This window comes from Acidocella sp. MX-AZ03, from assembly GCF_027626035.1.
Taxonomy (GTDB): domain Bacteria; phylum Pseudomonadota; class Alphaproteobacteria; order Acetobacterales; family Acetobacteraceae; genus Acidocella; species Acidocella facilis.
Genome location: NZ_CP110774.1, coordinates 2,068,519 through 2,091,386, shown reverse-complemented (window position 1 = coordinate 2,091,386; position 22,868 = coordinate 2,068,519). Strand labels below are relative to the sequence as shown.

The 22,868-nt window shown below is 65.2% G+C and carries 23 protein-coding genes, 2 tRNA genes and 2 pseudogenes; 10 read left to right on the top strand and 17 right to left on the bottom strand.

Features of this window, described 5'->3' with window-relative positions; translation table 11 throughout:
- Positions 1–117: 117 nt before the first annotated feature.
- Positions 118–501: a hypothetical protein gene (locus GT370_RS11575; protein WP_270183102.1), complete on the bottom strand. Its 384-nt coding sequence runs from the start codon at positions 499–501 to the stop codon at positions 118–120.
- 789 nt (positions 502–1,290) lie between these two features.
- Here GT370_RS11575 and GT370_RS11570 point away from each other — a divergent pair.
- Positions 1,291–2,406, top strand: a complete 1,116-nt coding sequence (locus GT370_RS11570) for a radical SAM protein (protein ID WP_270183101.1) — start codon at positions 1,291–1,293, stop codon at positions 2,404–2,406.
- Positions 2,406–2,882 carry a hypothetical protein gene (locus tag GT370_RS11565; protein ID WP_270183100.1) on the top strand — a complete coding sequence of 159 codons (477 nt, stop codon included), beginning with the start codon at positions 2,406–2,408 and terminating at the stop codon, positions 2,880–2,882. The genes GT370_RS11570 and GT370_RS11565 overlap by 1 nt, the downstream gene beginning before the upstream one ends.
- A 4-nt stretch (positions 2,883–2,886) precedes the next feature.
- Here the strand turns inward: GT370_RS11565 and GT370_RS11560 are convergent, their stop codons facing one another.
- A complete protein-coding gene (locus GT370_RS11560) occupies positions 2,887–3,495 on the bottom strand; it encodes a hypothetical protein (RefSeq protein WP_270183099.1) in 609 nt (202 codons plus the stop codon).
- Positions 3,496–3,753: 258 nt separating this feature from the next.
- Here GT370_RS11560 and GT370_RS11555 point away from each other — a divergent pair, with 258 nt between their 5' ends.
- Entirely contained in the window at positions 3,754–4,041 is a 288-nt protein-coding gene (locus GT370_RS11555; RefSeq protein ID WP_270183098.1) for a hypothetical protein, read from the top strand.
- A 34-nt stretch (positions 4,042–4,075) separates the two neighbouring features.
- On the top strand, positions 4,076–4,282 hold the full coding sequence (locus GT370_RS11550; RefSeq protein ID WP_270183097.1) for a hypothetical protein: 207 nt from the start codon (positions 4,076–4,078) through the stop codon (positions 4,280–4,282).
- A gap of 66 nt (positions 4,283–4,348) precedes the next feature.
- On the opposite strand, the gene GT370_RS11545 is transcribed toward GT370_RS11550, so the two are convergent.
- The gene (locus GT370_RS11545; protein WP_270183096.1) at positions 4,349–4,690 is read right to left on the bottom strand and encodes a hypothetical protein; all 342 of its coding nucleotides are present in this window, start codon (positions 4,688–4,690) and stop codon (positions 4,349–4,351) included.
- A gap of 91 nt (positions 4,691–4,781) precedes the next feature.
- On the opposite strand from GT370_RS11545, the gene GT370_RS11540 reads away from it, so the two are divergent.
- On the top strand, positions 4,782–5,777 hold the full coding sequence (locus GT370_RS11540) for a polyprenyl synthetase family protein (protein WP_234731065.1): 996 nt from the start codon (positions 4,782–4,784) through the stop codon (positions 5,775–5,777).
- A gap of 84 nt (positions 5,778–5,861) precedes the next feature.
- A complete protein-coding gene (locus tag GT370_RS11535; RefSeq protein WP_270183095.1) occupies positions 5,862–6,806 on the top strand; it encodes a bifunctional helix-turn-helix transcriptional regulator/GNAT family N-acetyltransferase in 945 nt (314 codons plus the stop codon).
- 82 nt (positions 6,807–6,888) lie between these two features.
- Here the strand turns inward: GT370_RS11535 and yajC are convergent, their stop codons facing one another.
- Entirely contained in the window at positions 6,889–7,248 is a 360-nt protein-coding gene (yajC, locus tag GT370_RS11530; protein ID WP_008494480.1) for a preprotein translocase subunit YajC, read from the bottom strand.
- Positions 7,249–7,322: 74 nt separating this feature from the next.
- Here yajC and GT370_RS11525 point away from each other — a divergent pair, with 74 nt between their 5' ends.
- Positions 7,323–8,177 carry an ATP-binding protein gene (locus tag GT370_RS11525; RefSeq protein ID WP_008494481.1) on the top strand — a complete coding sequence of 285 codons (855 nt, stop codon included), beginning with the start codon at positions 7,323–7,325 and terminating at the stop codon, positions 8,175–8,177.
- Positions 8,178–8,224: 47 nt separating this feature from the next.
- Positions 8,225–8,314: transfer RNA gene (locus GT370_RS11520), tRNA-Ser, on the top strand.
- A gap of 136 nt (positions 8,315–8,450) precedes the next feature.
- On the opposite strand, the gene GT370_RS11515 is transcribed toward GT370_RS11520, so the two are convergent.
- The 5 genes from GT370_RS11515 to GT370_RS11495 form a co-directional block, all read right to left on the bottom strand.
- Positions 8,451–9,488, bottom strand: coding sequence for a Hint domain-containing protein (locus GT370_RS11515; RefSeq protein WP_008494482.1), 1,038 nt, complete (start codon positions 9,486–9,488; stop codon positions 8,451–8,453).
- Positions 9,489–9,644: 156 nt separating this feature from the next.
- Positions 9,645–9,926, bottom strand: a complete 282-nt coding sequence (locus tag GT370_RS11510) for a hypothetical protein (protein WP_144052753.1) — start codon at positions 9,924–9,926, stop codon at positions 9,645–9,647.
- 39 nt (positions 9,927–9,965) lie between these two features.
- Positions 9,966–10,041, bottom strand: a tRNA-Thr gene (locus GT370_RS11505).
- A gap of 114 nt (positions 10,042–10,155) precedes the next feature.
- Positions 10,156–12,336, bottom strand: coding sequence for an RNA degradosome polyphosphate kinase (locus tag GT370_RS11500; RefSeq protein WP_008494484.1), 2,181 nt, complete (start codon positions 12,334–12,336; stop codon positions 10,156–10,158).
- A 54-nt stretch (positions 12,337–12,390) separates the two neighbouring features.
- Complete coding sequence (locus tag GT370_RS11495; RefSeq protein WP_270183094.1) at positions 12,391–14,148, bottom strand: AI-2E family transporter; 1,758 nt, start codon at positions 14,146–14,148, stop codon at positions 12,391–12,393.
- A 108-nt stretch (positions 14,149–14,256) separates the two neighbouring features.
- Between GT370_RS11495 and purM the strand changes: the two are divergent.
- Both purM and purN read left to right on the top strand, forming a co-directional pair.
- Positions 14,257–15,284 (top strand): annotated as a pseudogene (gene purM / locus GT370_RS11490) (phosphoribosylformylglycinamidine cyclo-ligase).
- Complete coding sequence (gene purN, locus GT370_RS11485; RefSeq protein WP_008494488.1) at positions 15,284–15,880, top strand: phosphoribosylglycinamide formyltransferase; 597 nt, start codon at positions 15,284–15,286, stop codon at positions 15,878–15,880. The pseudogene purM and the gene purN overlap by 1 nt, the downstream one beginning before the upstream one ends.
- 213 nt (positions 15,881–16,093) lie before the next feature.
- On the opposite strand, the gene GT370_RS21465 is transcribed toward purN, so the two are convergent.
- From GT370_RS21465 to GT370_RS11445, 8 genes and pseudogenes are all read right to left on the bottom strand, one after another.
- The gene (locus tag GT370_RS21465) at positions 16,094–16,249 is read right to left on the bottom strand and encodes a GNAT family N-acetyltransferase (RefSeq protein ID WP_442865419.1); all 156 of its coding nucleotides are present in this window, start codon (positions 16,247–16,249) and stop codon (positions 16,094–16,096) included.
- 301 nt (positions 16,250–16,550) lie between these two features.
- Positions 16,551–17,309, bottom strand: a complete 759-nt coding sequence (locus tag GT370_RS11475; protein WP_008494490.1) for a S49 family peptidase — start codon at positions 17,307–17,309, stop codon at positions 16,551–16,553.
- Between the two features lie 47 nt (positions 17,310–17,356).
- Positions 17,357–18,591 (bottom strand): annotated as a pseudogene (locus GT370_RS11470) (class I SAM-dependent methyltransferase).
- 148 nt (positions 18,592–18,739) lie between these two features.
- Positions 18,740–19,300: a 50S ribosomal protein L9 gene (gene rplI, locus GT370_RS11465; RefSeq protein WP_008494492.1), complete on the bottom strand. Its 561-nt coding sequence runs from the start codon at positions 19,298–19,300 to the stop codon at positions 18,740–18,742.
- Positions 19,301–19,316: 16 nt separating this feature from the next.
- The gene (gene rpsR, locus GT370_RS11460; protein ID WP_008494494.1) at positions 19,317–19,592 is read right to left on the bottom strand and encodes a 30S ribosomal protein S18; all 276 of its coding nucleotides are present in this window, start codon (positions 19,590–19,592) and stop codon (positions 19,317–19,319) included.
- Complete coding sequence (rpsF, locus tag GT370_RS11455) at positions 19,592–20,065, bottom strand: 30S ribosomal protein S6 (protein ID WP_008494495.1); 474 nt, start codon at positions 20,063–20,065, stop codon at positions 19,592–19,594. Before rpsF ends, rpsR begins: the two co-directional genes overlap by 1 nt.
- A 217-nt stretch (positions 20,066–20,282) precedes the next feature.
- Positions 20,283–20,429 (bottom strand): hypothetical protein, encoded by a 147-nt coding sequence (locus GT370_RS11450; protein ID WP_270183092.1) that lies wholly within the window; start codon positions 20,427–20,429, stop codon positions 20,283–20,285.
- Entirely contained in the window at positions 20,408–22,840 is a 2,433-nt protein-coding gene (locus GT370_RS11445; protein ID WP_270183091.1) for a bifunctional acetate--CoA ligase family protein/GNAT family N-acetyltransferase, read from the bottom strand. Before GT370_RS11445 ends, GT370_RS11450 begins: the two co-directional genes overlap by 22 nt.
- Positions 22,841–22,868 lie beyond the last annotated feature (28 nt).

Here is a 22,868-nt window from a genome sequence, read left to right as displayed (position 1 = left end):
AGAGGGTCAAAAACGGAAGCGCATAACAACATATAGTGGGCGGACGCGCAATCCAGACCAGATCAAGTCTGGGAAGATTTTCTGAGTCGGGTTTGGGGCCAGGGCGCGGGCCTGTGCTCAGGCGCGCCGGCGGCGGCGTTGCAAGGGTTGGTCGATGAAAAAGGCGGCGGCGGCGCTGAGCGCGTAAATGGCCAGCATCGCCCCGAGCAGGAGCGCATATTGCCCGCCTTGCCCGAGATGCAGGCGCGATGGCGCGGCCAAGGCGGTGAAGAGCGCCAGAAAACTGCCATGCAGGATATAAAGCGGGTAGGAGATGGCCCCCAGCCGCGTCGCCAGTGCGGTCGGCCGGATCGCCCCAGCCGTCTCCAGCGCCGCCAGCCCCAGCACCACCGCGCCGAAGCCCAGTGACAGCACCGGGGCGAGGGCCGGTGTGTAATAGGCGTTGCCCCAGTGCAGGAACGGCAGACAAAGCAGCAGCGCGGCCGCGCCGGCCGCGAGCACGCCCCAGGCCAGGCGCGGGCCCGGGGGCGGGTTTGGTAGAGCCAGCCCGCCAGCATGCCGCCGAAGAATTGCAGGTGAAAGCAGGTGAAATTGGTTCCGAACAGGAACAGCACGGCATGCGCGCGCAGCGCCTGCGGCACGAGGTCCGCCTGCAGATGCGGCCAATAGGTAAGAGCCACCGCGCCCGCCACCCAGAGGACCAGCAGCGCGCGGCCGATTCGCGGCAGCAGGCAGAGCCCGAAAAGCAGATAAAACGCGATCTCCAGCCGCAGCGACCAGGCGGGGGGTACGATATCCGGGGTGAAATACGGGGCGAGCGTGACCAGCCCGAGCACCCGCCCGGCTTCCGGCATCGCCCGCAGGGCGCAGAGCACCAGGAGCAGGGAGAGCCAGTACATCGGATAGACGCGCCGCGCCCGGCGCCACCAGAAGCGCGCGCTGGCCCATGCTGTCCAAACTCCCGGCCATGCGCGCAGACCATCACAAAGCCGCTCAGCGTGAAAAAGAACTGCACGGCGAAGGGCGCGGGCGGCACGAAGCCGCCCAGCAGTGCCGCCTGCCCCGCCAGCCCATAGGCCCTGGCGAACCAGATGAGATGCGTTGCCATCACCAGGCTGGCGGCGATGAAGCGGCCAATTTCCAGCGTGCGCAGCTTCGCCGGACCGGGGCGGTGGGAGCGTTCATGCTGCCCGGGGTTTTCGGCAAAGGCCGGGGGAGCGTCAAGCCGCCGCGGCGCCGGCGCGATTGTACGCGCCGGCCGGTTTGCCGTACTGTCCCGGCATGAATGCGATGACCCCGCTTTATCAAGGTTATGTCGATGAACGCAGCATCGCGCATGTGAAAGGCTGGCTGCGCGATGTGAACGACGCCAACGCGCGTCTCGCCTACGAGGTGGTGCTGCCGGGCGATGAAGCAGAGCGCGTGCTGGCCTCCGGCCGCGCGGACGGGTTCAGCGAAATCCTGGTGCAGGTCGGTGTCGGCGATGGCGGCTACGCCTTCGAGGCGCATTTCAACCCGCCGCTGAGTGAGGCTGAGCGCGAACTGGTTTACGTGCGCCCGCAAGGGGCGGCGCACCGGCTGGAGCTGGCGCCGAATCTGCGCACCGACCCGCCGGGGCAGGGGCCGTATCAGGGCTTTGTCGATGCCTGCAGCACGCGGCATGTTGCCGGTTGGGTGCGGGACCTGGCGGATGGGGCGCGCCGGGTGGTCATCGATTTGCTGCTGCCGGGGGCGGGCGGTGAGGTGCTGCTGCAACGCCATGTCGCGGCGCAGACCAACGACATGTTGCGCAAGGCCGGGCTGGGCGATGGGCAGAATGCCTTCTTCGTGCTGTTCGACCGCGAACTGAGCGAGGTGGAGCGCGAGGCGCTGATCGTGCGGGTGCATGGCTCGGCGCATGTGGTGGAGCGCTCGCCCCGGCTGAACCGGAAATTTCACCCGCTGCAATGCGTGCGGCTGGATATCGTCAATAATTGCAATCTGCGCTGCCCGTTCTGCGTTTATGATTACACTGAGACGTTCCGCACCAATGTGATGGAGGAGGCGACCTTCCAGGCGGCGTTGCGGCTGATCCCCTACGTGCCGGACGGGAATTTCTGGCTCTCCTGCCTGCATGAGGCGACCTTGCATCCCAGGTTGATGGAGTTCATCGCCCTGGTGCCGCGTGAATACCGGCGCAAGCTGTTCTTTACCACTAATCTGGCCAAGCGGCAGAAGCGGGAGTTCTTCGAGGCGCTGGCCGGCTCCGGGCTGGACCATATCAATATCTCGCTGGAGAGCTTCGACAAGGATGTCTATGAGCGCATGCGCAAGGGCGCGCGCCAGGGGATTTTCCTGGAGAATCTGGCGCTGCTGCTGGAGGTGTTCGGGCAGACGTCGGGGCGCCGCGTATTCGCTATAATCTGATGGCCTATCGCGCCAATCTGCAGGAGTTGCCCGGGCTGGCGCGCATCCTGCTCGAGGAGAAGCAGGCCTGGCAGGTGGAAATTCGCTATACGTTCGACGGGCCGCAGATCCCGCAGGATTTCCGCCAGGCGGAGTTTCTCTCGACCGATGAATGGGCCTGGCTGGCGCGGGAATTGAGCGCCTTCCCGGCTGAGCGGGTGCTGCTGTTTCAGCCGCCGGGCGGACGCGGCTATGACCGCAACGCCCCGCCGCCGCCGCCCGCGCCGTCGAGCCAGCCGCCGGAGCGCCGCGGCTGGGTGCAGGTGCAGGCCCCGGTCTCGCGGCCGCTGAATGTGCGGATTTTGTGGGATGGAACGCTGAGCGTCTCCTCTGATCTGCTCGGCGATGAGGATGAGCATCCGGAGCGGGCGATCCATCTGCTCTCCAACATCAACGCGCTGGAAGACCCGCTGGCCGCCTGTCTGGCGCTGGAATAGCGGGTTAGACCACCCGGCGGGCGAGGCGCTGCAAGGGCTTGTCGATCAGAAAGGCGAGCAAAGCGGCGGCGGTGAGTGAGAGTGCCATTTCCAAAAGGAACAGCTCCGGCACCGGCAGCCTATGCCACAGCCCGGCGGCTTGCAGCGTTTTGATCAGCAGCGCCCCGCAATCGGCATGGATCAGATAGAGCGGATAGGACATCGCCCCCAGCCCGGCGCCCCAGCGCGGCGGGGTGAGGCGCTGGCTTTGCTCCAGCCCGGTCAGCGCCAGGATAAGCCCCGCAAAGCCAATGCCGGTGAAGAGTTCCAGCGTGCGGTCGGGATAGTCGAACCCCCAATGCTGGCGGGAGAGTAGGACCAGTACCGCGATCGCCGAAGCCCCGAGCAGCGCCCATAACCCCCAGCCGGGCAAAGGGCGGCGGGCGAGGAGCGTCGCGGCCTCCACCCCGCAGAGAAACAGCAGATCGTGGATGCCGAAGAAATACCAGGCGAAGCCGGCCGGCAAGGCTTGGAAATAGGGCCGCACCACGACATGAAACAGATGCGGGAACCAGTAGAGCAGCAGCAGCGCCAGCCAGATGCCCAGCACCCAGCGGCCCAGGCGCGGCAGCAAGGTGAGGGCGAAGATGATATAAAAGGCCAGCTCGAAGCGCAGCGTCCAGGCCGGGGATTGGCCTCGGGCATAGAGAAGGAAGAGATTGGCGCCAGGCTGATGGTCTGCGCCAGATAGGCCAGGCTGCTGCTGTGCCAGAGAAACCAGAGCGGCATGATCAGCGACAGCCAGTAGAGCGGATAGATGCGCCAGATCCGGCGCCAGAGATAGCGCGGCAGGGCGCCGATCTGGCCGAGGTCGCGCGCATGGGCGCTCTGGATGACGAAGCCGGAGAGCACGAAGAAGAACAGCACCGCGGCGATCGGCGGCAGGGAAAAGCCGAAGGGCATGGCGCTGGTACCGTTGCGGGTGGCGAGCCCGGCCAGATGGTCGGTGGCGACGCAGAAGGCAGCGATGAACCGGGCGATTTCCAGGGTGAGAAAACGGTTCGCGGCGCGCTGCATGGATCTGGCGTTAGGGGGGGCGTTACGGCGCGTCAAGCGCGGCGCCGTCGCGCAGCACGGCTTGCGCGGCGGCGGTGATGCCGGCTTCATCGTGCAGCGCTAGGCCGGGCAGGATCACATCCGGGCCGCGGCTGGCCTTGCAGGCCCGCAGCAGGATCAGCTTCGCGGCCTCCCCGGCGCGCGGCCAGAGCGGCAGCAAGGTGATGCCGCCGCAGGCCGGGCGCAGCAGGCTGGCGGCCTGGGCGAAGCTGGCGGCGGGCAAGGCCAGGGTCAGGCTGCCCTGGTCGCGCAGCAGCCGCAGCGCCTCGCCGATCCAGCCGGCGAGCAGCCCCGCGGTGGCGTGATGGGCCAGGGCGCGGGTAGAATCGGGGAGTGTGTGCCATCCGGCGCGAACCAGGGCGGATTGGCCATCACATGCTGGAATGTCTGGCTTGCGAAGGGCAGGCGGGTGGCATCCGCCTGCAAGCCAGCGAGATCGTGAAAGCCATTGCCGGTGAAATTCGCCTGGGCCAGGGTGGCGAGGGCGGGGTGACGCTCAACCCCGATACCGGTGATCCCGCCCAGCCGGGCGCGCAGGCACAGCAGCGCCGCCCCGCGCCGGTGCCCAGCTCCAGCACGCGCACACCGGGGCGGGCGGGGCAGAAGGCGGCCATCAGCACCGGCTCGAAGCCGCTGCGATGCCCGGCGCGCAGCTGCCGGTAGGCCAGCCGCCCGCCCAGCAGCGTGCCCGCACTCGTCTCATCCTCGACCACCCGCTTGACCCTTCCGACAACCCGCCTGATATGGTGCTAACGCAATTTGCTTGGATAGGTTAGGGCGCTGATTTTGGACAATGCGACCCCTTTGACGACAGAGCCGACCACCGACGCGCTGGCCCGCCTGACGGCGCTGCTGGAGGCAGAGCTGCAGGCGACGAACGAGGCCATCGTGGCGCGGATGGACAGCCCGGTGGCGCTGATCCCGCAGCTGGCGGCGCATATCGTCGCGGCGGGGGGCAAGCGCATGCGCCCGCTGCTCACCCTCGCGGCGGCCAAGCTCTGTGGCTACACCGGCGGGCGGCAGGTCAATCTCGCCGCCTGTGTGGAGTTCATCCATACCGCAACGCTGCTGCATGACGATGTGGTGGATGAATCGCTGCTGCGCCGGGGCTTTGCCTCCGCCAATGCGGTGTTCGGCAACAAGGCTTCGGTGCTGGTCGGGGATTTCCTGTTCTCCCGCGCCTTCGAGCTGATGGTCGAGGATGGCTCGCTGGAGGTGCTGCGCATCCTCTCCTCCGCCTCCGCCACCATCGCCGAGGGCGAGGTGTTGCAGCTGACCACCCAGAACGATATTTCCACCACGCCGGAGACCTATTTCGAGGTGATTCGCGGCAAGACCGCAGCTTTGTTCGCGGCGGCCTCGGAAGTGGGCGGGGTGATTGCCGGGGCGAGTGCGCAGGATTGCGCCGCCTTGCGCGATTTCGGCATGGATCTGGGCATGGCCTTCCAGCTGGTGGATGACGCGCTGGATTACGCCGCCAACCAGGCGCAGCTCGGCAAGACCGTGGGCGATGATTTCCGCGAGGGCAAGCTGACCTATCCGGTGATCCTGGCACTGCAGGATGCCGATGCGGACGAGCGCGGCTTCTGGCAGCGCACGCTGGAAGCCAGCGAGCAGACCGAGGAAGATCTGGCCACCGCGCTGAAGCTGATCGAGAAACATGATTGCACGGCGCGCACCATCGCCCGCGCGGATGCGTTCATCGATAGCGCCGTGAACCGCCTTGCCGCCTTCCCCGAGAGCGAGGTTCGCGCCGCCCTGGCCGGGGTCGCGCGTTACACCACCGCCCGCAGCCACTGATTTTAGAGCCCCCTATTGCCATGCGGGGCTTTCCAGCGCAAAAACATAGCAAGTTATATGTCTTGTTATATTTATGGTGCGGGAATGAGCGGCGATATTCTGAAGGAGCGTCCGGCTTTGTTTCTGGCCAGCCGATTGAAGCGGCTGGCGGAGCGGATGCAGGGCGATGTGGCGGCACTCGGCGGCGCGGTGGGGCTGGAGATCCAGCCCGCACAATATTCGCTGTTGGCGACATTGGATGCGTATGGCCCGCAGACCATCGGGGAATTATCCCAGGCGATGGGGCTGAGCCAGCCGGCGATCACCCGCAACGCGGCGAAGCTGGCGCAGATGGGGCTGGTGGCGATCGACCGGCTGCATAAGGACCAGCGGCACAAGACGGTTTCGCTCACCGCGCGGGGCGAGGCGGATATGGCCTGCTCGAAGGCGCTGGTCTGGCCGCAGGTGGAGGCGGCGGTGAGGGATCTGCTGGCCGGGATGGAGACGCAGTTTCTGGCGCAGATCGATGCGATCGAGACGGCTTTGGCGCAAAAGCCGCTGCACCAGCGTTTTGCCCCGGCCGGGCTGCGGCTGCTGCCCTTCAGCGATGAGCGGGCGGCGTTGTTCGGCGCCATCAACCGGGAATGGATCGAGGCGATGTACCGGCTGGAGCCCGCGGATCTCGACGTGCTGGATCATCCGCGGGCGCGGATCATCGAAAAGGGCGGGGAGATCTGGTTCGTCGAGGCGCAGGGGCTCGGGGTGGTCGGCACCTGCGCGCTGCTGAAGACTGGCGAGGGCCAGTATGAGCTGGGCAAGATGGGGGTGCTGGAGGCGGCAAGGGGCCGCAAGGCGGGGGAGTTTCTGCTGCGCGAGATGATCGCCAGGGTGCGGGCGCTGGGGCGAGGCGGCTCTATCTGCTGTCCAACAGCAGATCCGCCGCCGCCGTGCATCTATATGAGAAGCTGGGCTTCCGGCATGACGAGGGCATCATGCGGGAATTCGGGGCGCGCTATGAGCGCTGCAATGTCGCCATGCTGTTCCCCTTGAGCGCGAACGGCGCCAAGGCAGCGGCCTAGGGGAGTAAAAGTTTGGGGGTGGGGGCTTTTTTCAAAAAGCCCCAAGTTCCGTCTTACTTCTTCACCGAGTCATTGGCCGGCGCGGCCGGCGCCAGCACGGTGGTGATGGTCGAGCGCACGATGCTCACTGTCACGTTCGGGGCGATCTCGACCTCGATCTCGTTGGAGCCCTCGGCGGTCTTCTTCACCAGCCCGACGATGCCGCCGGCGGTGACGACCTTGTCGCCGCGCTTGAGCCCGCCGAGCTTCGCTTTCAGCTCTTTCTGCTGCTTCTGCTGCGGGCGGATGAGCAGGAAATAGAAGACGATGACGATGAGGACGATCGGCGCGTACTGCATCAGCGCGGCGATTCCGGCGGGGCCGGAGGCGGCGGCGCCGGAAGCGGTTTGCGCATAAGCGGCGGACATGAACATGGGCACTCCTGGTTGCCGTGAAGTTGCGCGGACCATAGGGTGCGCGCCGATGCAGTCAACAGGAGGAGACGAGAATGGATGATGACCTGTTGCGCCGGATCGCCGAGGCGCTGGAGCGCCTGGCGCCGCCGCCGCCGCGCACCCCGGATTTGATGCAGGCGGATGCCTTCGTCTGGCATCCGCACTCTGGCGGGCTGAGCCCGGTGAAGCAGGTCTCGCGGGTGGAGATTTCGCTGCTGCAGGGGGTGGAGAGCCAGAAGGCGCTGATTCTGGAGAACACGCTGCGCTTCGCCAAGGGCTTGCCGGCGAATAACGCCATGCTCTGGGGCGCGCGGGGGATGGGTAAATCCTCGCTGGTGAAGGCGGCCCATGCCGAGGCCAACCGGCAGCTGAAGGATTCGCTGGCGCTGATCGAGATCCACCGCGAGGATATCGGCTCGCTGCCGGCACTGCTGAATGTGCTGCGCGCCGCCCGGCGCCGCAGCCTGATCCTGTGCGACGATCTCTCCTTCGAGAAGGGCGATGCCGATTACAAGGCGCTGAAATCCGTGCTGGATGGCGGCATCGAGGGGCGGCCGGAGACCGTGCTGTTCTATGCCACCTCCAACCGCCGGCATCTGATGCCGCGCGACATGATCGATAATGAGCGCTCGACCGCGATCAATCCCGGCGAGGCGGTGGAGGAGGCGGTGTCGCTCTCCGACCGGTTCGGGCTGTGGATCGGCTTCCATAACGGCGACCAGCAGCAGTTTTTCGCGATGGTCGAGGGCTATGCGGCGGCCTACGGGCTGCCGATCGAGACGGCTGAGCTGCGCGCGGCGGCGGTGGAATGGAGCATGACGCGGGGCAGCCGCTCCGGGCGGGTGGCCTGGCAGTTCATCCAGGATCTGGCCGGGCGGCTCGGGGTGCGCTTGACCTTGGAGGCCTGACGCGGGAAAGGATGGCCGCCGGGTGGATATAAACGCCCGGCGGCGCTGGAAGGGTGGCCGAGTGGTTTAAGGCAGCGGTCTTGAAAACCGCCGTGCGTGCAAGCGTACCGTGGGTTCGAATCCCACCTCTTCCGCCATCTCACGGCCTCCTAAAACCGCCTCTGTACTGAGCCATGCGCAAGCGTGAACGCAAGGTGGGGCGATCCGTCCCACCTTGGACGCCCATTGCTCGCTAAAACAAAACATAGAGCCTCAAGCTAAAAGCTTGAGGCTCTATGCGGCCTCGGCCGTCAGCTGCTGCCGCAGGGCAGCGGGCAATTGACGGGCGGACTTCACGCGCGGCATGTCCATTTCGGCGATCGGCGCCAGGGGCGCGGTGCGCTCATCCCAATTATGGAAACTCCGACGCTCGGCATTATCGACAAAGCTTTCCGCTTCCAGCCCTTCAGCCAGCAGCAGCTCATGGCTGCTCAGCTCAACATGATAATAGGTGAAGCATTCCGGCACATTCGCGTCCCGCAGGATGGTTGTGCCGTTCACCAGGGCGCTCGCTTGCACCAATATATTATCCAGGCAAATCGCGTGGTCCGGCGAGAGCAGCAAGTCGCGCTTCGGCAGGCCGGCGCCCAGCGCCCCGGCGGTGATGCGAATCGGCAGCGTGCGAAGCGGATCAGCGAAGCGGGTGGAGACGTGGCTCTGGCCAAGCCAGCGCACCTTCATCGGCCCATTGCGCGTCAGCACGAGATCGCCCGGCTGGAGTGACTCTACCGGCACGTCGCCGGTCGGGGTGGCCAGGCGGACGCCGGCATAGAAGCAGAGGGTGGTCACGGTGCTGACCTCGGTGCCGCTCGAGGTCAGGGTCAGCGCGTTGTAGCCTTGCATCAAGGCCGAATATTGCGCGTTCCCGCTGGTCGTGTTGGTTTCCTGGCCCAGGAAGAAGACCGGGTTGGTGGCCGAATTCCAGTCCAGATGCAGATCCGTAAAGGTCGGTCCGGTTCCGGAGGACGAGGCCTCGGGAATGAAAATCTCGTACCCCGAGTTCGTGCCGTTCGAGGTGTTGTAATTAATCCCGCTGCCGCTGGATTGATTGCCGACAAGTGTCCCCGCGTTGTTCAGGGTGAAGGTCTCGGTGGTGACGCCGCCGGCGGTCAGCGTTTCCGTCAGGGAGATGGTGCCTGTCTCGCTGATCAAGGTCCCGGCGCTGTTATAGGTCGCGAAAAGATGGCCCGAAATCGTCTCGCCACCGGAAACGCCGGAAGCAGGGCTGAACACCGCGTTGGAGAAGGTGGTTGAAACAAGTGTATTGGCCATAAAACGCTCCGGATCAAAAATTTTTCACTGCGACGAAAAGCAGGAAACATTGCGAAAGCGCGGCTTTTATTCAGGATGAATGTATAAAAGTAAATAAATTAGAAACAAATTTTCTCGTTATTCGAGACAATTATCTGTGATAAATATAAAATTGTCTCATTTTTGATTAAAAATCGGTGTGAGGCCCGTGCTGGATCGCTCTGTCAGGCGCAGCGGATGGCGCGGGTCGCGCAATACCCGAAAACCAGATCCCCGCCGCGCCAGCGGGCGCTGCGGGCTGAACTCAAGCGACACGAGCGCGAGCGCTGGCGCCGGGCGAAGACGCGGGCCGATTTCACGGATTGATGGCCATTCCCGCCGCGCGGCGGCGGAAAAAAGATATTCTTTTTTCGGCTGGTCCGCATAAGGTCCGTGATTTCGAAGCGTCTCCCGCGTCATGCGCAGGTTCGACTGAAATCTTTGTTTTCCTGGAAAACCTGGTGCCGTCCGCCGGAATCGAACCGGCGACCTACTGATTACGAATCAGTTGCTCTACCAACTGAGCTAGGACGGCATGAGCCTGTGCGGCCGGTTGGGCGTATGGCACAGGGAAATCCAAAAATCCAGCCTCAAGCGGGCATGGCGGAGCGGGAATTTCCGTCCCGCTTTGCACCTTTGGCGGGCGCCGCTAGTCCATCCGGCGTTTGTATTTTGGCTTCACCCGCTCAGTGGCCAGGCCGCCATGCAGGGCGGAGCCGCGGCCGGAGAGAGAGGGGTTGGTCATGAAGTAGTCATGCGCGGAGGCTGGCGGGTCGCCGGCGGTGACGCGCACCCAGCTGCCATCGGCGCGCAACTCGGAGCTCTGCGCGTCGTCCCGCAGATTGACGACCATGATCTGGTCCAGGATCTGCGCATGCACGGTGGGGTTATGGATCGGCACCAGCGTTTCCACGCGGAAATCCATGTTGCGCTCCATCCAGTCGGCGCTGGAGATGAACAGCTTGTTCTCGCGCGAGGGCATGGCCTGGCCGTTGGCGAAAATATAGATCCGTGAATGCTCCAGGAAGCGCCCGACGATGGATTTCACCTTGATCGTCTCGGAGAGGCCCGGCACGCCGGGGCGCAGGCAGCAAATGCCGCGCACCACCGCCTGGATGGGCACACCCGCCCGGCTGGCCTCGTAGAGATGGTCGATCAGCTTGGCATCCACCAGCGAGTTCATCTTCAGCCAGATGCCCGACGGCTTGCCGGCCTTGGCATTGGCGATCTCGTGGTCGATCTGCTGTTCCAGCGTCTTGCGGGTGGTCAGCGGTGAGAAGGCGAGCTGCTCCATGGCCTCCGGCTTGGCGTAGCCGGTCATGTAGTTGAACAGCCGCGCCGCGTCGCGGGTCATCGCCGGATCGCAGGTGAAGAAGCTGAGATCGGTATAGATGCGCGCCGTGATCGGGTGGTAATTGCCGGTGCCGAAATGCGCATAGGCGCGCAAGCTGCCGGCCTCGCGCCGCACCACGTAGGAGAGCTTGGCGTGGGTCTTCAGCCCCACGAAGCCGAACACCACCTGCACCCCGGCAGCTTCCAGCGCCCGGGAGAGGCGGATATTCGCCTCCTCATCGAAGCGGGCCTTCAGCTCCACCATGGCGGTGACGGATTTGCCGGCCTCGGCGGCTTCGATCAGCGCCTTGACGATGGGGCTGTCGCGGCTGGTGCGATAGAGCGTCTGTTTGATCGCGACGACATTCGGATCGATGGCCGCCTGGCGGAGGAACTGCACCACCACATCGAAACTCTCGAACGGGTGATGGACCAGAATATCCTTGGCCCGGATGGCGGCAAAACAATCCCCCGCGAAATCGCGGATACGCTCGGGAAATCGAGGCGTGTAGGGGGCGAAGAGCAGGTCGGGCCGGTCATCGACGATCAGCTGCTTCACATCGACCAGCCCGATGATGCCGGATTCGGTGTAGACCTCCTCGGGCGGGGCCTCGACCGCGTCGATCACCAGCTCGCGCAGATCATCGGGCATGTCGGCCTGGATGGTGAGCTGGATGGCGACACCGCGGCGGCGGCGCTTCAGCGCGCTTTCGTAAGAGCGGACCAGATCCTCGGCCTCCTCCTCGAACTCCACGTCCGTATCGCGGATCAGCCGGAACAGGCCGGAGCCCTGGACCGAGAAGCCGGGAAACAGGCGCTGCATGTTCATCGCCACCAGCTCTTCGAGCATGATGAAGCGGATCGGGCCGGTGCCGGAGGGCAGGCGGATGAAGCGCTCGATCTGGCTGGGCAGCGGGATCAGCGCCGACATCTGGCCGCGATCATCGTCGCGCGCCAGGGAGAGCGCCATCACCAGCCCCATATTCGGGATGAAGGGGAAGGGGTGCGCCGGGTCCACCGCCAGCGGGGTGAGCACCGGGAAGACGCGTTCCATGAAATAGGAATCGAGGAAGCTGGCATCGTCCGTGGTCAGCTCGGCGGCGGCCAGAACCACCAGCCCGGCCTTGGCCAGCAGGCCCCGCACCTCATCAAACGCCGATTGCTGGGCGTTGATCAGCTCGCGCGAGCGGATTTTGATCGCCTGCAGCTGCTGGGCGGGGGTGAGGCCGTCGGCGGAATGTTCCAGCACCCCGGCGCGAGCCTGGCCGATCAGCCCGGCGACGCGGACGGAGCAGAACTCATCCAGGTTGGAGGCGCTGATGGAGACGAAGCGCAGCCGCTCAAGCAGCGGGTGCCGGGCGTTGCGCGCCTCCGAGACCACCCGGAAATTGAAATCCAGCCAGGAGAGTTCCCGGTTGATGAAGCGGGCGGGGTCATGCAGCCCGATCGCATGGTCGGGCGCGGTTTCAACGACAGGCGGGGGATTCTGCTGGTCCATGACCGATTTATACCAAGGTCATCAAAGATGACATGTTATGATTGAGTAAAAACTTTACGCGTCGGAGGCGATCTCCGCCAGGATTTCCATGGCCATCGGGCGGGTGATGCGCGCCCCGCGATCCATCGCCAGCCGGTCCAGCCGGGCGATGGCTTCGCGGTAAAAGGCGGGCGCGCGGGGGAGGTGCAGGAGCAGCAGGTTGCGTACTGGTAGGGGCAGGCTGAGCTGGCGGGCGGCGGCCAGGCGGGTGAGCAGCGCTTCCAGCAACTCATCCTCCGGGGCGCGGATTTCGACACTGGCGGAGGCGCGCAAGCGGCTGGTCAGGTCCGCCAGCTTGTAGCCCATGCGGATCGGCGGCGGGCGGGAGGCGAGCAGGACCGGCAGCCCGTCCTCGGCGGCAGCGTTGAGCAGGTGCAGCAGGGCGGTGGGTTCGGGCGTGAGATCGGCATCGTCCACCGCCACCGGGCGGGTGGGGCGGATGAGGCCGCGCAGCGAGGCGCCATCGACAATGCGCGCGTCTTGGCTCTGCGCCCAGAGATGCAGCAGATGGGTTTTGCCGCAGCCGGCCTCGCCCCACAGCACCAGCCTTCCATTACTCCAGGCTTCCGGCCGGGCCAGCCATTCGCGCGCGGCCGCGTTGGAGGGGCGGGGCAGAAATCCTCCTCCGTATAAGGCAGCGACAATTCCGCGAAGGGCAGGACGAGTTGCCTCATTCGGGCGGAGCGTCGAGATAAAGTGGCGAGAGCAGATAGCGGCGCAGCCAGAAGCGGGTGAGGACCCCAGCGTGGCGGTGACCGGCACCGCCAGCATGATGCCGAGGAAGCCGAACGCGGCGCCACCGGCGAACAAGGCGAAGATCACCCAGACGGCGGAGAGGCCGACCCGGTCGCCCAGGAAGCGGGGCTGGATGATATAGTCATTCAGCCCCTGGCCGACGGCGAAGACGATCAGCACCGCGATTACCCCATGCCAGCCCTGATTCTGGCTGAGTGCCAGCAGCATCGCGGTGATGCCGCCCAGCAGCGTGCCGACATAGGGGATGAAGGAGAGGATGCCGGCAGTGAGCCCGACGATGAGCCCGAGATCCAGCCCGATCACGGTGAGGCCGATGGCGTAGATGGCGGCCAGGGCGAGGCAGCAGATCGCCTGGCCGCGGATCCAGGCGGAGAGGATCTTGTTGATCTCCACCGCCTGGGCGCGGATCAGACCTTCATAAGGCCGCGGCAGCCAGCTATCGACATGGCGGATGATGCTCGGCCAGTCACGCAGGAAATAGAAGGTGACGACCGGGGTGACGATGAGCAGGGTGAGCACATTCACCACCGCGAAACCGCTGCCGATGATGTTGGAGGCGGCCTTGCCGGCATAGGTCACCAGCGTATCGGCTTGGTTGGAGGCCAGATCCTGCAGCTTGGTGCGCAGCTGATAGGGCAGGCGGTGCTGCAGATTGCGCATCAGGCTGGCGAAATCCGCCTGGACGGTCTGGATATAGGTGGGGACGTTGGAGATGAAGGATGAAGCCTGCGCCGCGATCACCGGATAGAGCAGCAGAATGAACAGAAGTACGGCCACGCCGAAAGCCAGCAGCACCAGCAGCGTGCCATAGGGCCGGCTGATGCCGAGATCGTCGAGGCGTTCCACCAGGGGATCAAGGAAATAGGCCAGTCCGGCGGCGACGACGAAGGGCAGCAGGATCGAGGAGAAAAGCCGGAAGCAGAGCCAGCATGCGGCCATCACCACGACCAAGAGCGCCAGACGCTGCCACTGCACGCGCTTATAGCGCTGCATATCGGCCTTGTTTTCGTACATCATGCCCCTGGTAAGATTGCGCGGCCCCGCCGGCTGTGTTGAAAGGCGGCGGGATTTCGCCGGAATTTTGAAGCAGCGCCATGGCGCTGGCTTAGCGCATCGGAGGCTGACATGACTAGCGTGACGTACCGGGATGCCGGGGTGGATATCGAGGCGGGCGACGCGCTGGTGGAAGCCATCAAGCCGATGGCCAAGGCGACGACCCGTGCCGGCGTGATGGGCGGGCTGGGCGGCTTCGGCGCGCTGTTCGATTTGAAGGCGGCGGGCTTTACCGACCCGGTGCTGGTCTCCACCACCGATGGCGTCGGCACTAAGCTGAAAATCGCCATCGAGACCGGGATCCACGACTATGTCGGCATCGATCTGGTGGCGATGTGCGTGAATGATCTGGTGGTGCAGGGTGCGGCACCTTTGTTCTTCCTGGATTATTTCGCCACCGGGGCGCTGGATGTGGATGCCGCCAAGCGGATCATCGCCGGCATCGCCGAGGGCTGCAAGCAGGCCGATTGCGCCCTGGTGGGCGGTGAGACGGCGGAAATGCCGGGCATGTACGCCAAGGGCGATTATGATCTGGCCGGCTTCTCCGTGGGGGCGGCTGAGCGCGGGGCGCTGCTGCCGGCCGGCGTGGCGCCGGGAGATGCGATTTTGGCGCTGCCCTCCTCGGGCGTGCATTCCAACGGCTTCTCGCTGGTCCGCCGGATCATGCAGGATGCCGGGCTGGGGTGGGATTCGCAGATCCTCGGCCAGCGCGCGGCCGAGCTGCTGACCACCCCGACCCGCATTTACGTGAAGCCGATGCTGGCGCTGCATAAGGCCGGGCTGATGAAGGCGGCGGCGCATATCACCGGTGGCGGCCTGCCGGGCAATCTGCCGCGTGCGCTGCCGAAGGGCTGCGGCGCCAGGCTGAACGGCCCTGGGCGATGCCGGAAATCTTCTCCTTCCTGGCGCAGACCGCGAAGGTGGCGCCGGAAGAGATGCTGCGGGTGTTCAATTGCGGCGTGGGCATGACGCTGATCGTCAGCGATGCCGAGGCCGCGATGGCGCTGCTGCGTGAGGCTAGCGAGCAGCCTTTCCTGCTCGGCCATGTCACCGCCGAAGAGGGCATCGTCGTCGCAGGCCAGGATAAGCTCTTCGCCTGATGAAGCCGCGCGTTGCGATTCTGATCTCCGGACGCGGCTCCAACATGGTGTCGCTGGTGAAGGCCGCGCAAGCGCCAGAGTTTCCGGCTGAGATCGTGCTGGTGCTCTCCAACAAGCCGGAGGCGGCCGGGCTGGAGATTGCGCGCGGGCTTGGCGTTGAGGCGATGGCCGTGCCGGCCAAGCCGTTCGGCAAGGACCGTGAGGCGCATGAGCGGGCGATCGACGCGCAACTGCGGGCGCGGGATGTGCAGATTATCTGCCTAGCTGGCTATATGCGGCTGCTCACCCCCTGGCTGGTGCAGCGTTGGGCGGGGCGGATGCTGAATATCCACCCCTCGCTGCTGCCGAAATTTCCCGGGCTGGATACGCATCAGCGCGCCATCGAGGCGGGCGAGGCCGAGCATGGCTGCACCGTGCATCTGGTGACGGAAGGCATGGATGAAGGCCCGGTTCTGGGCCAGGCGCGGGTGAAGCTGCTGCCGGGCGATGACGAGGCGGCGCTGGCGGCACGGGTGCTGGAGCAGGAGCACAAGCTCTACCCGGCGATGCTGGCGGAACTGGCGCGCAAAATCAGCTTGCCTACGAAACAGGGCTGAGGATAGGTTTTCCGCAACGAAACAGACGACGCGGGAAACCTCACATGACCAGCACCCACCCGGAGGGCCATGCCCACGCCCCGGCCAGCGAGTATGACATCGATTTCGATACCCCGCCCGGCAGGGATGGCAGCGTTTCGGTAAATTTCTGGCGCTGAATGTCGCGGCGGTGGTGTTCGGGCTGCTATTTATCGGCGCGCTGACAGTCTGGCGCTAATCTTCCGCGATCACCTGACGCAACAGGCGGCGCTTGGTGTCGGCGAAGCCCATTTTTCTGTAGAGGCTGTAGGCGCGTTCATTATGCGCCTCCACCTCCAGCAGCAGGACGCGGATGCCAACCTCGCGCGCCGCGGCGATGGCGAGTCCCACCGCTTGCCGGCCCAGCCCCGGCCGCGCAAAGCCGGGATCAGATAGATATCGTCAATGAACCCGTCAGTGCCGCCATTCTCGACGCTGTAGCCCAGCGTGAGCACGAAAAAGCCGGCTGGCGCGCCCTCATGTTCGAGCAAAAAGGCGGGGGCCAGGGCTTCACCCGCGCAGATATGGGCGATGGTGGCTTCTCCGGCCGCATCCAGCGGGGAGCCGTCTTCCAGGTGGAAATCCCGGCACATTTGCAGGAACAAGTCGGTGTCGGCCGGGGTGGCGCGGCGGGTGGTCAGGCTGGACATGGTCATTTGACTCGGATGCTTGCGGCGCGTTCCTCGGCGACATCCAGCATCGCTTCCGCCGCGTTGCGGAAAATCAGGCGCCAGAGGCCGCGCGGCGGCTTGGGTTTCAGCCAAAGCGGGCGGGCTTTCTCGCCGCCGAGGGCTTTTACGATTTGCTCGACATCGCCGAAGCCATCGATCAGCCCGAGGGCTTTGGCCTGCTCGCCCAGCATGTAGCCGCCATCGAAAATGCGGGTTTCATCGCTGGTCAGGCGGCTGCCACGGCGGCTGCGGACCCAGTCCTTGAACATCACATGGATATCGTCGAGCAGGCTTTGGGTGAAGGCTTCGTCCTCGGCGCGGCGCGGCGCGAACATGTCGTTGCGGCGCTTGTTCGCGCCGGCGGTGAGGGTGCGGCGCTCGATGCCATAGCGGGCGATGAAATCGCTGAGGCCAAAGCCCTCCGTCACCACCCCGATGGAGCCGACGATGGAGAGGCGCGAGGCGTAGATCTCATCCGCCGCGCAGGCCAGCCAATAGCCGCCCGAGGCGCCGAGATCGCCGATCACGGCGGTGACCTTGATGTCAGTTTTTTCAGCCCGGCGGCGGATCAGCTGGCCAATCAGGTCAGACTGGGTGGCCGAGCCGCCGGGGCTCTCGATCGCCAGCACCAGATGGCCGGATTTCTTGGCCAGCGCAAAGCCGCGCTCCAGCAACGGGGCGCAGCCTTCGAGGTTCAACATGCCCGGCCGCGCGGCGATGATGCCGCGCAGCTGGACCACGGGAATTTTAGGCTTTGAAAAAGGGAGCCACATGGCTCCCTTATCCGTCATTCCGCGGCGGAGGCAAGCTGTGCGGCGCGGCGTTCGGTGTCGTACATATAATCGCGGGTGAGCTTCAGGGCTTCCTGCTGGCGCACCAGCTGGATCTGGAAGTTCATATGGTCGGAGAGGCGGAAGGTCAGCTCGGAGCCGGAGAGATAGAATTCAAACATCCGGCAGAAGCGTTCGTCATAAAGCGAGGCGATCGTATCCCGGTTGGCGGCGAAGCGCCGGCGCCAATGCGCCAGGGTCTTGGCGTAATGCAGGCGCAGGATTTCGATATCCGTGGTACGCAGCCCCGCTTTCTCCACCGGCCCAGAACCTCGGAGAGGGCAGGGGAGTAACCGCCGGGGAAGATATATTTGGCGATCCAGGGGTTGGTGGCACCGGGCCCGTCGAAGCGGCCGATGGAGTGGATCAGCGCCACGCCATCCGGCTTCAGGCAGGATTTCACGGTCCTGAAGAAGGTTTCGTAATTCGGCGCGCCGACATGCTCGAACATGCCGACCGAGACGATGCGGTCGAATTGCCGGTCCATGGCGCGGTAATCGATCAGTTCGAAATTGACGCGATCTTCCAGCCCTTCCTGCTTGGCGCGGGCACGGGCGGCGGCCAGCTGCTCCTCGGAGAGCGTGATGCCGGTGACCTTGGCGCCGAACTCCTTGGCCAAGGTGAGGGCCATTCCGCCCCAGCCACAGCCGATATCAAGCACTTCGAGGTCAGGCCGGTCCAGCTTCAGCTTGGCGGCGATGTGACGCTTCTTGGCCAGCTGCGCCTCTTCCAGGGTCACCTCGTCCGAGGTGAAATAGGCGCAGCTATATTGCCGGTCGCGGTCGAGAAAGAGGGAATAGAGCCGCCCGTTCAAATCATAATGATGGGCGACATTGCTCTTGGAGCGGATGGCGTTGTTCGCCTGCAGGATGGGCCTCATCAGGCGCCCGGCATTTTCCGCGATTTTCAGGATGGGAAGGTTGGTGTCCTGGAGATTATCCATCATCACGCACAATACGTCGTGGATGGAACAGTTCAGCGGGATCAAGGTTTCGTTCATGTAGGCTTCGCCGACGGCGAGGCCTGGATTTAGGGCCAATCCCTTAACGGCTTCGTTGTCTTTGAGCCGTATACCGGCCTTGAACCCCTCGCTCCCTCCATATTCGGTCCGTGACCCGTCGGGCCACAATACGAGGAGGGAACCGCGCCGCACCAGTTTGACTAGGCAGCGATCCAAAAGCTTTCGATACAGCCAGATCACGTCAGTCTCCTTGTCTCAAGACTGAACGTAGCTAGTTATTAACCACCGCTAAAAGAAGATGTTCAAGAAAAAAGGCCCCTACATTTTTTGCAAGGGCCTCTTTTAATCGACGGGACGCGGGAATGAGTGCGGGGCCTGATTAGGCCGCCGGTTCCTCTTCTTCCTGGCCGAAGAGCGGGCCGAGATCCGGCTGCTCGTCTTCCTCGCGGGCAATGGTCTCGCCACGCGCCTGCTTCTCTGCCTCTTCGACGGAGCGGGCGGCGTTCACCTTGATCTCGATATGGACTTCCGGGTGCAGCTCGACGCGCACGGCGGAAATGCCCAGATTCTTGATCGGGTGCACCAGCAGGACCTGGCTACGCTCGATGCCCAGGCCGGCCGCGGTGGCGGCTTCGGCGATGTCGCGGCTGGAGACGGAACCGTAGAGCGCGCCGGCCTCGGAGGCCTGGCGGATCAGGGTCACGGTCAGGCCATCGACGCGCTCGGCCACACGCTCGGCTTCCTCGCGGCGCTTCAGGTTCTGCGCTTCGAGGTGAGCGCGCTCATTCTCAAAGCGCTCCTTGTTCGCCTTGGTGGCGCGCACGGCTTTCGCCTGTGGCAGCAGGAAGTTGCGGGCATAGCCCGGCTTCACCTTCACCAGCTCGCCCATCTGGCCCAGCTTCTCGACGCGCTGGAGCAGGATCAGTTCAATGTTTGCCATTGGTCTCTATCCTTCCTCAGCTCAGCACATACGGCAGCAGCGCCAGGAAGCGGGCGCGCTTGATGGCTTTCGCCAGCTCACGCTGCTTCTTGCCGGAGACGGCGGTGATGCGGGACGGGACGATCTTGCCGCGCTCCGAGAGGAAGCGGGACAGCAGACGCACATCCTTGTAATCGATCGCCGGCGCGTTGGGGCCGGAGAATGGGCAGGATTTCTTCCGGCGGAAGAACGGGCGGCGGGCGCCAACGGCGGGGCGGCGCAGGCCGGTGGTCGGTTCGTTGGTCTCGGACATTAGACGTCCTCCTCAGCGGAATACTCGTCACGGTCGGCGCGGAATTCGTCGCGGGCGCGGAATTCCTCACGCTCGTCGAAGCCGCGCTTGCGGCCGGATTCAAAGCGGCCAGCCGGCTTCGGACCACGGAAATTGCGGTCACGCTCATCAGCCTTGCGGGAGAGAATCGCGGAGGGCTCCTCGTTGATCTCTTCGACGCGCACCGTCATGAAGCGCAGCACGTCTTCATTCAGGGTCAGCTGGCGCTCCATTTCCTGCACGGCGGCGGACGGCGCATTGAGGCCCAGAAGGATATAATGACCCTTGCGGTTCTTCTTGATGCGGTACGCGAGCGGGCGCAGGCCCCAATATTCGCGCTTCTGGATGGCACCGCCATCGGTTTCAATGGTCTGGATCGCGGCGTCGGCGACGGCGTCAGCCTGCGCCTGGGTGATCTCGCTGCGCGCGATCACCACGGTTTCATATAACGGCATATGTCCCCCTCTGGCTTGATCAGCTCAGGCCCTGGTCAGGGCCGCCCGGAATTGGGGTGAGCATAGCCGGGCACGATGCCACGCACCCGGCAGGGAAGGCGCGGCTTAAGCATGACGGGGCGGGGAGTTCAAGAGGAATTGTTGGAAATCTGTACGAAAAGCCAGGATTGGTCAGGCATGGCAGGCCATCGCCGCTGGCGGGGGCAGCGGGCGGCGGTCAGAGGGCGAGGGTGGCTTCCATGATGTCCGGTTCCTCGGGCATGCGGGCGAGGCTGAAGCCGAGCCGTTTGATGAAGGCCAGCATCGGCGCGTTATCCGCCAGAATCTGGCCGGAAATCTCTTTCACCCCTGGGCGCGGCCCCATTCGATGACGCTTTTCATCAGCGCCGTGCCGAGGCCGAAGGTCTTGGCGCCGGGATCGATGGCGACGGCGAATTCGGCCGAGGTGCCATCGGTGTCGTTGCAGACCAGCCGGGCGACGCCGACCGTGTCGCCCGTCGCCTCATGCACGGCGATCATCGCCATCTCGCGGGAATAATCGACATCGGCGAGGCGCACGATCTGCTCGATCGGCAATTGCTTCATCGGTGAGAAAAACCGGTAGCGCATATCTTCCGAGGAGAAGCGCGCGATCATCGCGGCATGGGCGTCGGCATCCTCGGGGCGGATCGGGCGCAGCAGGAAATTCTGGCCGCGGGCGGTGTAATGGCGGATCAGCTCACTCGGGTAAGGCGGGATGACCAGAGCCGGGCGCGCGGCGCCGGCAGGGCGCAGCCAGATGCGGGCGCTGGCCGCCACCGCGCCGAGCGGTGAGGCGAAGAGAGGGTCGATATCGAGCGCCTGGATTTCAGGCGTATCGATGATCAGCTGCGAGACCCGGACCAAGGTCGCGGCGATGGCCTCTTCATCCGCCGCCGCCTGGCCGCGATGCGCCACCAACTGGCGCGCGATCGGGGCGCGGTGGATCATCGCATGCGCCAAAGTGAGGTTGAGCGGCGGCAGGCCGGTGCTGAGATGGGAGATGGTCTCAGGGTCGCCGCCACCTTCGCCAAAGCTGATCACGGGGCCCAGCATCGGGTCGTCACTGACTCGGATCCGCAGCATGGTGCCGTGGGGCGCCTGCGCCTGTACGACGAAACCGGCCTTGCTGATATCTGCCTTCAGGCTCTGCAGCTGGTTCAAAATCGCGCGGGCGGCGGCGAGAACGGCGTCGGGGTCGGGCAGGTTAAGCACCACGGAGCCGGCCAGCAGGTGGGTCGGCATGTCCGGATGGGCGAGTTTCAGGACCGCCGGAAAGCCCAGCGTCGCGGCGGCAGCGGCGGCTTCGCCCGGGGTGTTGACGTGGCGGCTCTCCAGTGTCGGGATATGATAGGCGCCGATGATCGCCAGCGCCTCGTCCTGCACCAGCTGGTCGCGCCGCTCGGCCCGGGCGGCTTCGATGCGTCCCATCACGCTGGCGCTGTTAGGCTGTACCTGCAGCACCGCGGCGGCGGGAAGCTCGCGCGCCTGGGCCCGGTTGCGGCGGTTTTCCAGCAGATGCCGGAACCCGGCGATGGCGGCCTCCGGACTGTCGAAACAGGCCAGCCGTGCCTGGCTCAGCGTATGCCGGTGGCCAAGCCCGGTGGCCTCGCCCATGGCGGCGATCAGCAACGGGATCTTCACGGTCTTCGCGCAGGCGGTCAGCGCCGCGATCGCGGCGCCGTCATCCTCGCCAGAAGGCGCGTGGATGACCAGAATGCCGCCAATCTCCGGCGCCGAGGAGAGCAGGGCGGCGATGTCGGCCATCGCGGTCGGGCTTTTCTTGCCAGCGAAAATCGGCCCGGTGGCGGGCGGCACCCGGTTGGCGGCGAGGCTGAGGATTTGCGCCGATTCTGGGGAGAGGGTGGCGAGTTTCAGCCCGGCGCGCAGCGCCTCATCGGCGGCCAGGCGCCCGAGAGAGACTGAATTGGTGACGATGGCGAGGGTTTCGCCGCGGGCGGGCTTCACCCGGGTTAGCGTCTCGGCCGCGGCCAGGAATTCGCTGACCGAAGCGGTGAGCAGCACGCCGGCCCGTGCCAGAGCGGCTTCCATCCCGGCATAGGCGCCACCGTTCGGGTCCTTCAGCCGCAAACCAGGGGCAATGGCGACCACCGGGCGCAGCCGTGCCGCCATGCGCGCGGCAGAGAAAAAGGCGCGCGGGTCGCGTAGCCGGTCGATCTCGACCATGATTGCCGCCGTGCCGGGGTCACGGCCGAGATGGTCGAGCACCAGCCCGAAGCCGATTGTCGCATCATTGCCGCCAATGCCGATCAGATGGCTGAACCCAACCTTGTTCGGCACCGCCCAGTCGATGACCGTGCGGGCGATGGCGGAGGACTGGCCGACCAGCGCCACCCGGCCTTTGCCCGGCACAAACGGCAGGGGGCTGGCATTCAACCCCAGCCCGGGCAGCACCATGCCGAAACTATGCGGCCCGAGCGTGCGGATGCCCGCCGCCAGCGCCATCTCGCGCAGGCCGGGGCCTTGCATATAAGACAGGACAATGGCGCCCCGCGCCCCGCGCGCCGCATGCGCGGCCAGGGCGGCCGGAATGTCCGGCGCGTCGTCCGCGACCAGCGCCAGATCGGCATTCACTACCGGATCATGCTCGGCCGTGCCGATGGGGCCGGCAAAGCCGCCGGCGCGCAGATGCGCCAGCACTTTTGCGCCAAGCCTGGTCAGGCTGCCGCTGAGGCAGATGGAGGCCGGGTGGAACAGGCGTGCCGGATCGAAATGCCGCTTCGCCGCGGTGGTCATGATGCGCCTCCTGCTTGTCCCCGCTATA